Raw genomic sequence first — 14,135 nt, 5'->3', positions numbered from 1 at the left:
GCCGCGATCTCAGCAGCGTTAAGCGGAGATGCTATGGGATGTAGGAAGGAACAGGGGGCATCTTCCTTGCTTGCCCCCTACTTAGTCTTTAATTCTCCGCAAAAATCGGGGAATGCATTATCCCGGATAGGATTCGCAGCCCACACCGTCCCCGTCCTCATCTCGTTCTAGCGAGTAGTCAGGGTCGCCAGGGTAGACTTTGTGCCCAATTTCGGCGCAGGTTCGACCAGATCCACCACCGGCTGGTGCTGGGTCGTTTTGTTGCTCGGCCGGCGGTGCTACGAATTGCTGTGCAACTTGTGGAGCCATTTCATCTGAGCACTGTTGAGTCCAGCCGGAGGTGCCGTCCGAGAAAAACGTTGTGCCGCGTTCATGAATCGAAGGGTCTCCACAAGAGGAAACGGTCTTCTCTGCAGGAGCTTGCTTAGCTCGTTCTTCCTCATCTGAGTCGCCCAATGCAGCGTTCGGATTATCGTGTACGTGGAGATCGTCATCGTCGTGCTCATCCTCTTCGTCAGGTTCTTCAACCTCTGGTGGAGGCGTAACCTCGCTAGATGAGGAGGTAGTGACGCTACTAGTCGAGCTAGTCGTAGAGGACGTGGTGGTGCTCGACGGACTGCTGCTGGTCGTGCTGGAAGTGGTCTCGGAGCTTTCGCCTGAATCGCTACATGCTGATATCAAAGCGTGGTTGTAACGAGAATAGGGAGTAGCTTTTTCATGCTTTAGTCCTTTGGGAGAGAGTTTCAGACTTTACTTAAGCTACTTGATCCCTCGCCATTGCAGTCCTCTTTTGGATATGAATCGTCTGATTTCTAAATTTAAAGCGATGATTAGCGGTGTCCGAGTTGATCTTTGCCGGTAGCCCAAAGGCAAAGAGGGAGTTTCCACCCAAAGAATCTGTTTCTTGTAGCTACTGGGAGCGCGTTTCGTGCTGGCGCAGCTGAATTGCGGCGCCGACACACAGCGCGATGGTCAGCGGGGTCAAGATGAATGCCGGAAGACCTGCGATATTGATAGCGGGCAGCGCCATGCCGGCTCGAAAGTCGTCCCACGCAACAAGTACCCAGGAAGCCCATGAGGCGCCGGCGAGGAGCGCGATAATGCCGGCCGCAATAGCGCCCCCATTTGCCCGCGGATTCCCGCGCACCTTCTGGGCAATCCACCAGATGCCTAAGCCCACGTGAGCCAACGTTGCTAGGGTGCTGGCGATAAGCGGTAGGAGAAAGCCTCCGCCTCCGGAAACCTGAACGCCGAGCATAATGAACCAGGCTAGAAGGCTTCCGCCGTATAGCGCGAGGATCCGGGTGGTTATAGGCATAGCTTTCCTCTCTTATCGCGAAAATCCTTGTCCGCGAGCCTATCAGGAATTTGTAATGCGAAACAGGGCGGGCGCTAAGCCTCCTCGAGGCGCGCCGGGCCGGTAGGATAAAGGCCATGCGCGTATATCTAGGAGCAGACCACGCAGGTTTCGAAACCAAGAACCTGATTGCTGAACACCTCACTAAACAGGGCCACGAAGTCATTGATTGCGGCGCCCACACCTACGATGCCGAGGACGATTACCCGGCATTTTGCATCGAAGCGGCACAACGCACCGTCAATGATCCGGGTTCCTTGGGCATTGTGCTTGGCGGCTCCGGCAATGGCGAGCAGATTGCAGCCAATAAGGTCAAGGGAGCCCGCTGTGCACTGGCCTGGTCCGCCGAGACCGCCCGCCTTGCCCGCGAGCACAACAACGCCCAGCTCATCGGCATCGGCGGCCGCATGCACACCGAGGAGCAAGCCTTGGAAATCGTCGATGCCTTCCTGGATCAAGAATGGTCCCGTGCGGAGCGCCACCAGCGCCGCATCGACATCTTGGCGCAGTACGAGCGCACCGGTATCGCCCCAGAGCTGCCCGAGGCCTAAGCCTTGAGAAAATAAACGCCGCGGAACAAAGGTGGTTCCGCGGCGTTTCTTTGTGTTTCGGCCAGGCATAGCCAAGGCGCTAAGACTTAGGCATCATTCATGTCATTCGGGTGCGGGCCGCCGCGTCCCTCCTCGCCTTCGTCCAAGGCGGTGATGGCAGCCATCTCCTCCTCGGTTAGTTCAAAGCCGAAGACATCAAAGTTTTCCGCAATGCGCGAGGGCGTCGCAGACTTGGGGAAGAGGATGACGCCATTTTGTAGGTGCCAACGAATGATGACTTGCGCTGGGCTGACATCGTGCGCTGCAGCGGCGTCGGTGACCTCGGGGGCATCCAAGATATCGCTCTTTCCCTGCCCCAGCGGGCCCCATGCCTCGATAGCCACGGTGTGGGCGCGGAAGGCGTCCAGCTCCCTCCAGCGCTGCAGATAGGGATGAAGCTCGACTTGGTTGACCGCTGGCTTTATATCGGTCTTGAGCTCCAGCTGTTCCAGGTGCTCCAGCTCGAAATTGGAGACGCCGATGGACTTTGTCTTGCCCTGCTTCTGCAGATCAATGAGTTGCTGCCAAGCCTCAACATAGGTGCCCTTTGCTGGTGTAGGCCAGTGGATGAGGTAAAGATCCACATACTCCAAGCCGAGCTTTTCCAAGGACTCATCGAGCGCTGCAGCAGCATCGGTCTGGCGGTCATTCCACAGCTTGGTGGTGATAAAAAGCTCCTCGCGGGGAATGCCAGACTTGGCAATAGCCCGTCCTACGCCTTCCTCATTGCCGTAGATAGCGGCGGTATCAATATGGCGATAACCCACGCGCAGGGCTTCAGCTACCAGATCTTCGGTCTGCTCCGGATCCATCTGGAACACGCCAAAGCCCAGCTGCGGGATGGTATTGCCGTCATTAAGGGTGATTTTAGGTACGCTCATGCGCCCCAGACTACCTATCTATTGCAGCGGGCCGAGAGTGATGAATTTATTCCACGTCTCCCACTCATCCTGCAGGCGGGCACGCTCATGGGGCGGGGTAGCGGTGTCGTCGATAAGCGAGGCATCAATCATGCGCACTCCATTGTCAAAGAACAACGCTGCGTGCCCCGAGGCGCCGTGCCGCAGCACCGGCACCAAGTTCAATCCATCAAAGGACAGTTGCGCATTAGGGCGCACGTCGAGGCCGGCAATGGCAGCGAGCGTAGGCGCTAAGTCAATAGGGGAGACCAACTCATTATTCTCCCCGCTTTCGGCTACACCCGGCCACAACACCGACATAGGTGAATTTCCACCTAGTAGCGAGCAGACGGCGATGACGCCATTGACGTCGTTGAGTTCTTCTAGGCTGGGCTGCTCTAGCAAGCGAAAGACATCGCTACCGGCCGGCTGCGTATCCTCGCGCACCTCATAACCGACGCCCGCAAAAATCTCGCTAATGCGCGTGGTGGCTTGGCGTTGCGGATACTGCCCAGTCAGCGTGCCGCGGCGGGAATCAGCGTACGTCTCCGACGGCACCCACGTGTTATTGAAGCGTACGCCCCGCAGTGCAGTCTCAGGCGCATGGTCAAAGGTCGCAAGAGTGATATCCATAGCCATAATTCTAGGCTTGCCGAGGCGATTCAACGATTTCGTCCCCACAGATCGCCTGTCTCGTCGACGGTTGCGGTGGTTTAGATGGACGAAATCGTTGAAAGTAGCTTCCTGATGGGGCGGGGGCTAATCGAGGTCGAGGCCATCGATGCCGTGAACTGTCACGGTTTCCGAAAGTGGCGCGCGGCCTGGATTCGTTTTAAAGACCGGGCTCGATTCATCAGCTTTACCAAAGGTAATAGCGGTGACCAGCTTGTAGTCCTCGTCTACGCCGAGGAATTCACGCGCGGTTGGCGCAATCAAGGAAATCATCCCCTGTGGGATGCCGTGGTAGCCGTGTGCTTCCAAAGAAAGCAGGAAGTTTTCGGTATAGGTTCCTTGGTCAAAGGCGGCGCGAATGCGGTCACCCATCGGCGGGATAAAGAGAAGTACCGCATGGGGTGCGCCAAAGAAGCGCAAGTTTTCGCGGATGAATTCCACGCGACCTGCTTTGTCCTCGCGCTCAATGCCCAGGAGGCCGTACATTTTGGCGGCTAGCTCTTGGGAGCGCTTGGGATGGATACCCTCACCATAATCGGTGGTGAAGTCTGGGCTGAGCCCGTTGGTGTCGAATTCCTTAATAAGCGCGGCGCTTAGTTCCTTGAGCTTTTCTCCGCCCACCAAATGCACGTCCCACGGTTGGGTATTGGAGTTGGACGGTGCGGATTGAGCATCCAGCAAAACCTGCTTGATGTCTTCTACCGGCATGGGTTCTGGCAGGAACGCGCGGGGCGAATGGCGGCTGCGAATAAACTCGGAATACTTATTGGTTAAAGTCATGCGCGCCACCTTACACTTCGTCGCATGTTTTCGCCGTATACCGTGAACATCCGATGATGATGGGTGGAAAACGAAAAATCGCCCACCTAGAGGTGGGCGAAAACTGGAGGGAATGACGGGAATCGAACCCGCGTCTTCAGCTTGGAAGGCTGAGGTATTAGCCACTATACGACATTCCCACAACGCGCTATATCAACGCTGGGCCATACTTTAGCGCAACCGCGGCCAAAAAAGAAAATAGGGAACTAGGCTGGCGCCTGAGCCGTTGTTATAAGAGGAACGGATCTATCTATAGAAAGCGATGATCATAGTGGGAATTTTGCTCGTTGCGCTGGCAATTGGTGGAGGCGTCTGGTTTCTTTCCTCCCGTAGCTCTCACAAACGTCGGGAAGAACGCGAGGCACAGCAATTGGCCGATGCACAGGCTGATGCACGTCGGTGGATTGAACGCCTGGGTGGCCAAGTAATGCAGATTTCTGGCACGGATTCTGCCTCCCAGCAAGCGATGGCTGATGCTTCTGAACGGTTCACTGCAGCTAACGCGGCGATTTCGCGTGCTACTACCGCCAAGCAGGCGAATTTGGCGCGTGAGTCGGCCCTGGAAGGCATGCATTATGTGAATGCCGCGCGCGAAATTATGGGCATGAACCCAGGCCCAGAACTCCCGCCGCTGGAGGGGCAGCGTGCGGCTGGCAAGGTGACGGAAGAGCGTACGGTCGAAGCGAATGGCCAAGAGATTACGGCCTCACCATATGCTTCTGCGAATACTCCCAACTACTACCCGGGTGGAATCGTGGCAGGGCGTCCGGTTCCGGCAGGTTGGTACTCCCGTCCATGGTGGGCCGATGCGCTGCACACCGGCGTGTGGATGGTGGGCTACTCCATGATGTTTAATGCCCTCTTCTCCGGCATGTCGGGCATTGGCTACTCTGCGGCTGCTGCAGAAAGCGGCGATTGGGGCGGTCCCGATGGCATGGGTGACGCTGGCGACGTGGGTGGTGACGCCGGTGATGCTGGCGACGTTGGTGGCGGCGATGATGGCGGCGGCTTCTTCGATGGTCTAACTGACGGCGACGGTGACGGCTTCTTTGATGGAATGTTTGATTTCGATTTCTAGCTGAAGCACTGTCAAAATCGGCCGCTGGGCTGCGTGGATGCCTTTAAGTGGGGGTCCGTTTAGGAGATTTAAAACGGACACGGTACACTGTCTCAGGTATGCAACGCAGCCAAGGCAACTTGGTGGCCTACATACGGGGCGTGGCGCAGTTTGGTAGCGCACCTGCTTTGGGAGCAGGGGGTCGCAGGTTCAAATCCTGTCGCCCCGACGTATGGGGGTCTGGAAATGCCCTAATAAGGATTTCCGGACCCCCTTTAAGTTTATGTACGTAAAACAATGAAGCCAGGGAGATTCACTCGTGAAGACCACCGTAGACAAGCTGAGCGATACCCGCGTTAAGCTCACCGTCAACGTTCCGTTTGCGGAGCTGGACCAGGAAATCGATCAAGCTTACGCGGCAATCGCGCAGCAGGTTTCTATTCCAGGTTTCCGTAAGGGCAAGGCACCGCGCCAGCTTATTGACGCTCGCTTCGGCCGCGGCCCCATCCTGGAGCAGGTCGTCAATGACATGCTGCCTTCCCGTTACGAGCAGGCAGTCAAGGAAAACGATCTGAAGGTTATCGGCCAGCCGGACGTTGATATTTCCAAGATTGAGGATAAAGACTTCGTGGAGTTCACCGCCGAGGTTGATATCCGCCCTGAGTTCGAGGTCCCAGACTTCTCCAAGATCTCCGTTACCGTCCCGGCCCTGAAGGCTGACGAAGAGGACGTCGACAAGGCTCTGGAGGAGTTGGCAGAGCGCTTCGGTGAGCTCAAGGACACCAAGCGCAAGATGAAGACCGGCGACTACGCAATCATCGACATCACCGCTGAGATTGACGGCGAGAAGATTGAGGACGCTTCCACCGAGGGCCTGTCCTACCGCATCGGTGACGATGACCTCATCAAGGGCTTGGACACCGCCCTGCGTGGTATGAAGACCGGTGAGGATAACGAGTTCACTTCCACCATCCAGTCTGGCGAGCACAAGGACGAAGAGGCCACCATCAAGGTTCACGTCCAGCAGTCCAAGGAGCGCAAGCTGCCGGCTATGGACGATGAGTTCGCTCAGATGGCTTCCGAGTTCGACACCATGGATGAACTGCGCGAATCCACCAAGACCCAGGTGGAGGAGACCAAGAAGGCTGAGCAGGCTGCCCAGATTCGCGATGAGGTCCTGAAGTCCGCGCTCTCCGAGGTCGAATTCGAACTGCCGCAGTCCGTAGTGGACGAGCAGGCTCACTCCCAACTGCACCAGATTCTGGGCCAGCTGGCTCACGATGAGAAGGCACTGGCTCAGTTGCTTGAGGCACAGGGCACTTCTCGCGAGGAGTTTGATAAGCAGACTCGTGAGCAGGCAGAAGAGTCCGTCCGCACTCAGCTGTTCCTCGACGCCGTAGCAGAAAAGGAAGAGCCGGAAGTTTCCCAACAGGAGCTTACCGACCACATCCTGTTCACCGCTCAGTCCTACGGCATGGACCCGAACCAGTTCATCCAGCAGCTGCAGTCCAACGGCCAGATCGCAAACCTCTTCTCTGACGTGCGCCGTGGCAAGGCACTGGCTGCCGCTATCTGCCGCACCACCGTCAAGGATGAAGAGGGCAATAAGGTTGACGTTGACCAGTACTTCGGTGAAATCGAAGAAGAGGACGCTGCAGAAGCTTCCGAGGAGAAGTAATCTCCCGCTTGTAACGCGCTGCTGCCACATGTGTGGTGGCGAGCGCGCATGAAACCCCGGATTCAGGTAACTCAAGGATGAGCCTGAATCCGGGGTTTGTGTCATTGTGAACGCCCTCTAGGAGTCTTTGAGTACTTCGAAGAGGGCGTGATGTGTGTTGGCTGGGGATACCGCTAGCCGTTCTTGGCTCTAAAGGCCTCGTCGGTCAACTGCAGGAAGCGCATAACGTAATCCTTGACAAAGTCTGCGGTACGTTGATTGAGATGTCCGGACTCTTCGAAAAGGGTGGGGGATTGGCCCAGAAATACTTCGGGTTGACCAGGGAGCGGCATGTCGAAGTAGGACAGAGCGAGGCGAAGGTTCTTCTGTGAACTGTAGCCGCCCATGCGGCCTACAGAGTGGCTAATGATACCTGCGGGAAGGTTCTTCCACGCCACATCTGAGTTGGGTTTAGAGCCGATGTCCACTGCGTTTTTGAGGCAGGCAGGGATAGTGCGGTTGTTCTCTGGCGTAATGAAGAGGATCCCGCTCGAGTTCTTGATGGTCTCGCGAAAGGTGGTGTACTCAGCCGGAGTGGGCTTGTCCGTGACGGCGGGGTCATCGTAGTCGAAGTCATAGAGCGGCAAGTCACGGATTTCCACGATGTTTGCCTCGTAGCCTTCAGGGATCATCGTGAGCACCTCGTGTGCAATCTTGCGTGCAAATGACTCTCGGCGCAGGCTGCCGACGATAACGCTGATACGTGGGGTGGTCATGGTAAACCTTCTTTCTTAGTTGGGTGTAGGGAGACGTGGTCAAGGGAGAAAAGGCTTGCAGCCAAAGGCCGGTGGTGGGCCGGCAGCGTGGGCGGCGGTGAGGAAGCCATCTACTTTGTCTCCTTCTTCATGGCGGAAGTACAGTTCGATGAGTTCTAGAAGCCCCCCGAGGACGGCCTCTCGTGCGGCGGATGTATTCAACAGCCGCATGGCTGCGGGTTGGTTTCCTTCGCGGATGGCTTCAAACAGCGCGATGGTCTCAAGCCAGCTTCCTTGGTCCGGTCGCGGAAAAGGTTTAGAAATCCCAGTCATCATCACTCGTTTCTTCAGCAGTACCAATGACATAGGAGGAACCAGATCCGGAGAAGAAGTCATGGTTCTCATCTGCTCCGGGGGCTAGGGCCGCGAGGATTTCTGGGTTCACTTCCGTTTCTTCGGGCGGGAAATAATCCGGGTAGCCCAAATTCATGAGTGCCTTATTGGCGTTATAGCGAACGAACACGGCTACATCATCCATGAGTCCCAAAGGCTCATATAGCTCGCCGGAATAGTCCAGCTCTAGTGCATAAAGCTCTTCGAGCAAAGAAATGGTGAAATCATGCATCTCCTTCTGCCGTAGCGGGGTCGTGGATTCCAGACCGCGCTGATATTTGTAACCCGAGTAGTAGCCGTGCACTGCCTTGTCACGCAGAATGAGGCGGATCATGTCTGCCGTATTTGTCAGGGTGGCGTGGACAGAAAAGTGCAAGGGAAGATAGAAACCCGCGTAGAGAAGCAGCGAGGAAAGCAACGTCGATGACACCTTGCGTTTGAGTGGATCCGGCCCAAAATAGTGCGCGAGAACTTTCTTGGCGCGTGCCTGGAGAAGGTCGTTATTCACCGCCCAGCGGTATGCTTCATCAATTTCCTTTGTACTGCTCAGGGTAGAAAACACTGAAGAGTATGAACGGGCATGGACTGACTGCATGAAGGCGATGTTGGTATACACGGCCTCCTCGTGTTCGGTGCGGGCATCTTGAATCTGACAGATTTCACCCACGGTGGCCTGGACAGTATCCAGGGTGGTGAGTCCCGTGAACACCCGCATGGTGAGGTTGCGTTCCTCGGGTGTCATCTTCTGCCACGCCGGGAGATCATTAGAAAGCGGGACCTTCTCTGGCAACCAAAAGTTGGCGGTTAGACGGTTCCACACTTCAAGATCCTTGTCATCGCTCACCCGGTTCCAATTGATGGCGCGGATGCGGGCTGAAGGATCATGCCGGTAGCTCGGCGGAGTAACTGAAATGCTGGTTAGTTCAGCACTATTCGATGTTGACGACATAGCTTCTTTCTTTCTGAGTGAATGGTTGTAGACAAGGGGGAGGACCGTGCTCCTACAAAGCACAGGAGACGCAGCCTTCGACCTCGGTTCCTTGGAGCGCGGATTGGCGTAAACGGATGTAGTAGAGGGTCTTGATTCCGGCTTTCCAGGCATAGATTTGTGCCTTGTTGATGTCCCGCGTGGTGGTATCAGCGGTAAAGAACAAGGTCAGGGAAAGCCCTTGGTCCACGTGTTGGGTGGCCATGGCGTAGGTGTCGATGATTTTTTCGTATCCCACTGCGTAGGAGTCATCGAAATACTCCAGGTTGTCGTTGGTCATTTCCGGCGCGGGGTAGTACACGCGCCCCAAGCGGCCTTCCTTGCGTATTTCAATTTTGGAGGCAATTGGGTGGATGGACGCGGTGGAGTCATTGATGTAGGAAATTGATCCAGTGGGTGGAACTGCCTGCAAGTAGGCGTTGTAGATGCCGTCTTGCATCACTTGATTCTTGAGCCGTAGCCAATCCTCGCGTTGAGGGATCTGCACGCCTGCTTCGTGGAAGAGCTGTTTTACGTGTTCAGTGGCTGGCGCCCAGTCTTGGTCGATGTATTTGTCAAAGTAGGCGCCAGTGGCATAGGTGGATTCTTCGAAGCCTGTGAATCGTTGACCTTTTTCAACCGCGAGTGCGTGGGATGCGCGGAGCGCATGGTAGGTCACCGTGAGGAAATAGATATTTGTAAAGTCCAGTGCCTCGGCGCAGCCATAAGGAATACGCTGTGAAGCAAGGAAGCCGTGGAGATTCATTTGGCCCAGACCAATGGCATGCATGGAAGCATTTCCGTGAGCGATGGAGGGAACAGCTTCGATATTCGTCAGGTCTGAAACCTTCGTGAGGGCACGCACTGCGGTTTCGACGGTCTCCCCGAAGTCCGGCGATTCAAAAGCCTTCGCAATGTTGAGCGAACCTAGATTGCAGGAAATATCCTGGCCAACGGTGGTGTAGTCACCCGAAGCTCCGTAGGTCGATGGCGTGTTGACCTGGAGGATTTCGCTACACAGGTTGGACATATTGATATGTCCTTTGAGGGGATTAGCGCGGTTGACCGTATCCTCAAAGAGGATGTAGGGGTATCCGGATTCAAACTGAAGCTCAGCCAGCGTGGTGAAAAACTCGCGGGCCTTAATGGTCGTGTGAGAGATTCGCGGATTGGCAACCAGCTCGTCGTAGTACTCGGTGATGGACATGTCAGACATGGCTACGCCGTACTCGCGAGCGATGTCATACGGGCTAAAAAGATGCATGTCCTTGTTCTCTTTGGCCAGACGGAAGGTTATATCTGGAATAACAACCCCCAGCGAAAGAGTCTTGATGCGGACTTTCTCATCGGCATTTTCCCGCTTGGTATCCAGGAAGCGAAGAATATCTGGATGGTGCGCATGCAGGTAGACGGCTCCAGCGCCCTGCCGGGAGCCCAATTGGTTGGCATAGCTGAAGCTATCTTCGAGAATCTTCATGACTGGGACTACGCCGGAAGCCTGGTTCTCAATCTTTTTGATCGGGGCTCCGGATTCGCGCAGATTGCTCAGCAACAGGGCCACTCCACCACCGCGCTTTGATAGTTGCAGTGCAGAGTTCACGCAGCGGCCAATGCTCTCCAAATTGTCTTCGATTCGCAGGAGGAAGCAGGAGACCATTTCGCCGCGCTGGGCTTTGCCTGCGTTGAGAAAAGTAGGGGTGGCGGGCTGGAAGCGTCCGGTCATGATGTCATCCACCAGCTTTTCTGCGAGCTCTTCGTCGCCCTGTGCAAGGTATAAAGCTGTGGTGGCGACGCGTTCTTCGTAGCCTTCTAGGAATCGGGAGCCATCAAAGGTTTTCAGTGCATATGAAGTGAAGAACTTAAATGCGCCGAGGAAGGTGCGGAACTGATGCTTAACTCGATGTGCTCTGTCGTACATGGCGCACAGAAAGGCGTCATCATAAAGCTCAAGGAAATCCCGCTCGTAGTACTCGTTATCAACCAACCATTCCAAGCGTTGCTTGGTGGAATCGAACTGATGCATGCGGGGAGCGACATGGTGCGTGACATAGTCTTGTGCTGCCTGAATGTCCTTGTCAAACTGGATTTTTCCAGAAGCGTCGAACAAGTTCAGCTGCGCGTTGAGTGCGTGGTAGCTCTTGCGCTTGCCGACACCGCCGGCATTGTCTGCTGAAGCGGTGCGGGGCGTAGCGCCAATAGTCTGTGTGGGGGTGGCATCAAGAGGCCACATTGTGTTTTCCAATCTGTGTGATGCGGATGTGTTCTTCATCTTGTGGGGGATTAATGGGGTGTCATCGTTAGCTGCTTTTGCTGCTTCCAAAACTTCTGAAGGCCCTGCTTTACGGCGGCGATGTCCTTCTGGGTGCCGAGAAGCTCGAAGTGATACAGCTCCGGTACGTGGCACTTGGCGGAAATGATGCGTCCGGCGACGCAGTAAGCACTTCCGAAGTTGGTATTCCCTGAGGTAATAACGCCCCGGATAAAGGAGCGGTTGATTGGGTCATTGAGGAAGTCGATGACCTGTTTGGGGACTGCGCGTTTGAGCGAGCCGCCGCCGTAGGTGGGAACGATGAGTACGTACGGGTGTGAAACCTGGATCATCCCGGTTTTCTTGGGGCGCAGTGGAATGCGCACCGCGGGTCTATCTAAGCGTTCGACGAATCTTTTCGTGTTCTCTGAAACGCTGGAAAAGTACACCAAATCTGGTGAGTCTGACATGGCAATCCTGCTCATCCTGGCCTTAGCCATAAGTGGGGTAGGTGATATTCGAAAAGACTAACTACGCAATGCCGTAGTTGCAACTACGGTATAACGTAGTTTTGAAAAGGGCAGGTGAGAGCAGGATTAATGCAAAGGGGAATGTCTAAAGGTTGTGGTGTGCTACAAACACTGCGTCGGTAGCTGGGCGTCCAAGTACTACCCACTGAGTGCCGCCGGCCACCTGTATTTCGAGAGAATCTGAAAAGGGCGCTCCCTCGCGCGTGCTAAGAACAGCCCCAGTGACAATGCCGCGCTCTTCAAGGAACTTCAGCAGTTGTGGGTCGGAATCAGAAATGCGTTCCACGGTCACCTGCGATTGTGCACCGCTGTCGGTGAGGCGATGCGCACTGGGGATGGTGATCTGTCCATCAACCGTAGGGATAGGATCGCCGTGCGGATCCCTAGTGGGGTAATCAAGGAACTTATCCACACGTTCTATGAGCATGTCAGACACCGCGTGTTCGAGATTTTCGGCTTCATTATGGACTTCGTCCCAGGTGTAGCCCAATGCTTGAACAAAAAAAGACTCAAGCAATCGGTGACGGCGCACCATGACCAATGCGTACTGCCTGCCAAGTTCGGTTAACTCCACAGAGCCATAGGGCGTGTGTGACACGAGCCCTTGCTTCGCCATTTTGCGCACTGCATCGGAAACCGAGGAGAGCTTGAGTCCCAGCTGTTTCGCTATAAGCGTGGCGGTAACGGGCTCGGATGACCATTCCTTTAGCCCCCAGATAGCTTTCAAATAGTTCTGGGTACTGGTGGACAGCTCGGAAACAGACATGAGTAAATGTTAACCCAGCTTCCGTGTGCGCCTTTGGCGCTGTGGCCCGACGCTCATAGCGAACAGAGGCCAAGTTTGAGAGGAATGCCGGTAAGGTGGGGCCAGTTAAAGCATTCTTCACTTGAAGGAGAACCACTAATGTCTGAGAAGATTTCAATGAACTCGTCGTCTACGGGTATGAATCTGAGCGATAGCGTGTACGAGCGCCTGTTGCGCGAGCGCATTATCTTCCTGGGAACCCAGGTCGATGATGAGATTGCGAACAAGCTGTGCGCCCAGATCCTCCTGCTGTCCGCCGAGGACCCCACTCGCGACATTTCGCTCTACATCAACTCCCCGGGTGGCTCTGTCACTGCGGGCATGGCTATTTATGACACCATGAAGTACTCGCCGTGCGATATTGCCACGTACGGCATGGGCCTGGCTGCCTCCATGGGTCAGTTCCTGCTTTCCGGCGGCACCAAGGGCAAGCGCTACGCTCTGCCGCACGCGCGCATTATGATGCACCAGCCTTCCGCTGGTGTCGGTGGTACCGCTGCGGACATCGCCATCCAGGCTGAGCAATTTGCTCAGACCAAGCGGGAGATGGCGGAGCTCATTGCCGAGCACACCGGCCAGACCTTTGAGCAGATCACCAAGGACTCCGACCGTGACCGTTGGATGACCGCCCAACAGGCCAAGGACTACGGCATTGTTGACCACGTCATTGAGTCCGTTAACGGCCCGCTGAGCAACTAGGGAATAAGGAGAAAATCACTATGAATCAGTCCCAGATGCCAAGTTCCCGCTACGTTCTGCCGTCCTTCATTGAGCAGTCCGCACAGGGCACTAAGGAAACCAACCCGTACTCCAAGCTGTTTGAGGAGCGCATCATCTTCCTGGGCACCCAGGTCGATGACACCTCCGCTAACGACATCATGGCGCAGCTGCTGGTCCTGGAGTCCCAGGACCCAGACCGCGATATTACGATGTACATCAACTCCCCGGGCGGCTCCTTTACCGCGCTGATGGCCATCTATGACACCATGCGCTACGTCCGCCCGGACGTGCAGACCGTGTGCTTGGGCCAGGCCGCTTCGGCGGCAGCTGTGCTGCTTGCCGCCGGTGCGCCGGGCAAGCGTGCAGCTTTGCCGAACTCCCGCGTGCTCATTCACCAGCCGGCAACTCAGGGTACTCAGGGTCAGGTTTCTGATCTAGAGATCCAGGCCGCCGAGATTGAGCGCATGCGCAAGCTGATGGAAACCACCCTGTCTGAGCACACCGGTCGCACCGCTGAGCAGATCCGCATTGATACGGATCGCGATAAGATTCTGACCGCTCAGGAAGCCGTTGAATACGGCATCATCGATACGGTCTTTGATTACCGCAAGCTCAACGCTTAATTTGGAATAACTCATTCTAGGTAGCCCCTGCCGCTCAACCGAG

16 protein-coding genes and 2 tRNA genes are annotated in these 14,135 nt (G+C 55.7%); 7 read left to right on the top strand and 11 right to left on the bottom strand.

What is annotated here, in order from left to right; all coding sequences use genetic code 11:
• Positions 1 to 565: 565 nt before the first annotated feature.
• Positions 566 to 694, top strand: coding sequence for a hypothetical protein (locus tag MHK04_RS12190; protein WP_275434265.1), 129 nt, complete (start codon positions 566 to 568; stop codon positions 692 to 694).
• A 216-nt stretch (positions 695 to 910) separates the two neighbouring features.
• On the opposite strand, the gene MHK04_RS03900 is transcribed toward MHK04_RS12190, so the two are convergent.
• The gene (locus tag MHK04_RS03900; protein ID WP_239207927.1) at positions 911 to 1,318 is read right to left on the bottom strand and encodes an MFS transporter; all 408 of its coding nucleotides are present in this window, start codon (positions 1,316 to 1,318) and stop codon (positions 911 to 913) included.
• Positions 1,319 to 1,434: 116 nt separating this feature from the next.
• Between MHK04_RS03900 and MHK04_RS03895 the strand changes: the two genes are divergently transcribed.
• On the top strand, positions 1,435 to 1,908 hold the full coding sequence (locus MHK04_RS03895; protein WP_239207926.1) for a ribose-5-phosphate isomerase: 474 nt from the start codon (positions 1,435 to 1,437) through the stop codon (positions 1,906 to 1,908).
• Positions 1,909 to 1,994: 86 nt separating this feature from the next.
• Here the strand turns inward: MHK04_RS03895 and MHK04_RS03890 are convergent, their stop codons facing one another.
• From MHK04_RS03890 to MHK04_RS03875, 4 genes are all read right to left on the bottom strand, one after another.
• Positions 1,995 to 2,828, bottom strand: coding sequence for an aldo/keto reductase (locus tag MHK04_RS03890; RefSeq protein WP_023020912.1), 834 nt, complete (start codon positions 2,826 to 2,828; stop codon positions 1,995 to 1,997).
• Positions 2,829 to 2,846: 18 nt separating this feature from the next.
• Entirely contained in the window at positions 2,847 to 3,479 is a 633-nt protein-coding gene (locus tag MHK04_RS03885) for a hypothetical protein (RefSeq protein WP_034655494.1), read from the bottom strand.
• A gap of 126 nt (positions 3,480 to 3,605) precedes the next feature.
• Positions 3,606 to 4,298 carry a nitroreductase family protein gene (locus MHK04_RS03880; protein WP_239207925.1) on the bottom strand — a complete coding sequence of 231 codons (693 nt, stop codon included), beginning with the start codon at positions 4,296 to 4,298 and terminating at the stop codon, positions 3,606 to 3,608.
• A 104-nt stretch (positions 4,299 to 4,402) separates the two neighbouring features.
• A tRNA-Gly gene (locus tag MHK04_RS03875) sits at positions 4,403 to 4,477 on the bottom strand.
• Positions 4,478 to 4,599: 122 nt separating this feature from the next.
• Here MHK04_RS03875 and MHK04_RS03870 point away from each other — a divergent pair.
• From MHK04_RS03870 to tig, 3 genes are all read left to right on the top strand, one after another.
• Positions 4,600 to 5,415, top strand: a complete 816-nt coding sequence (locus MHK04_RS03870) for a hypothetical protein (RefSeq protein WP_023020915.1) — start codon at positions 4,600 to 4,602, stop codon at positions 5,413 to 5,415.
• A 134-nt stretch (positions 5,416 to 5,549) separates the two neighbouring features.
• Positions 5,550 to 5,623: transfer RNA gene (locus MHK04_RS03865), tRNA-Pro, on the top strand.
• Positions 5,624 to 5,713: 90 nt separating this feature from the next.
• Positions 5,714 to 7,072 (top strand): trigger factor, encoded by a 1,359-nt coding sequence (tig, locus tag MHK04_RS03860; RefSeq protein ID WP_023020916.1) that lies wholly within the window; start codon positions 5,714 to 5,716, stop codon positions 7,070 to 7,072.
• Between the two features lie 173 nt (positions 7,073 to 7,245).
• Here tig and MHK04_RS03855 read toward each other — a convergent pair whose 3' ends face one another.
• From MHK04_RS03855 to MHK04_RS03830, 6 genes are all read right to left on the bottom strand, one after another.
• Positions 7,246 to 7,827, bottom strand: coding sequence for an NADPH-dependent FMN reductase (locus MHK04_RS03855; RefSeq protein ID WP_005324045.1), 582 nt, complete (start codon positions 7,825 to 7,827; stop codon positions 7,246 to 7,248).
• 39 nt (positions 7,828 to 7,866) lie between these two features.
• Positions 7,867 to 8,037, bottom strand: coding sequence for a hypothetical protein (locus tag MHK04_RS03850; RefSeq protein WP_239207924.1), 171 nt, complete (start codon positions 8,035 to 8,037; stop codon positions 7,867 to 7,869).
• Positions 8,038 to 8,122: 85 nt separating this feature from the next.
• A complete protein-coding gene (nrdF, locus tag MHK04_RS03845) occupies positions 8,123 to 9,148 on the bottom strand; it encodes a class 1b ribonucleoside-diphosphate reductase subunit beta (protein WP_023020918.1) in 1,026 nt (341 codons plus the stop codon).
• A gap of 52 nt (positions 9,149 to 9,200) precedes the next feature.
• Positions 9,201 to 11,396 carry a class 1b ribonucleoside-diphosphate reductase subunit alpha gene (gene nrdE, locus MHK04_RS03840; protein WP_005324048.1) on the bottom strand — a complete coding sequence of 732 codons (2,196 nt, stop codon included), beginning with the start codon at positions 11,394 to 11,396 and terminating at the stop codon, positions 9,201 to 9,203.
• Between the two features lie 50 nt (positions 11,397 to 11,446).
• Entirely contained in the window at positions 11,447 to 11,914 is a 468-nt protein-coding gene (nrdI, locus tag MHK04_RS03835) for a class Ib ribonucleoside-diphosphate reductase assembly flavoprotein NrdI (protein WP_150850436.1), read from the bottom strand.
• Between the two features lie 115 nt (positions 11,915 to 12,029).
• On the bottom strand, positions 12,030 to 12,710 hold the full coding sequence (locus MHK04_RS03830; RefSeq protein ID WP_239207923.1) for a metal-dependent transcriptional regulator: 681 nt from the start codon (positions 12,708 to 12,710) through the stop codon (positions 12,030 to 12,032).
• Between the two features lie 138 nt (positions 12,711 to 12,848).
• Here MHK04_RS03830 and MHK04_RS03825 point away from each other — a divergent pair, with 138 nt between their 5' ends.
• Both MHK04_RS03825 and MHK04_RS03820 read left to right on the top strand, forming a co-directional pair.
• Positions 12,849 to 13,448: an ATP-dependent Clp protease proteolytic subunit gene (locus tag MHK04_RS03825; protein WP_005324051.1), complete on the top strand. Its 600-nt coding sequence runs from the start codon at positions 12,849 to 12,851 to the stop codon at positions 13,446 to 13,448.
• 20 nt (positions 13,449 to 13,468) lie between these two features.
• The gene (locus MHK04_RS03820; RefSeq protein WP_005324052.1) at positions 13,469 to 14,092 is read left to right on the top strand and encodes an ATP-dependent Clp protease proteolytic subunit; all 624 of its coding nucleotides are present in this window, start codon (positions 13,469 to 13,471) and stop codon (positions 14,090 to 14,092) included.
• Positions 14,093 to 14,135: the final 43 nt, after the last annotated feature.

Source organism: Corynebacterium nasorum, from assembly GCF_022345765.1.
GTDB classification, from domain to species: Bacteria; Actinomycetota; Actinomycetes; order Mycobacteriales; family Mycobacteriaceae; genus Corynebacterium; species Corynebacterium kefirresidentii.
This window is presented reverse-complemented; position numbering and strand designations above follow the sequence as displayed.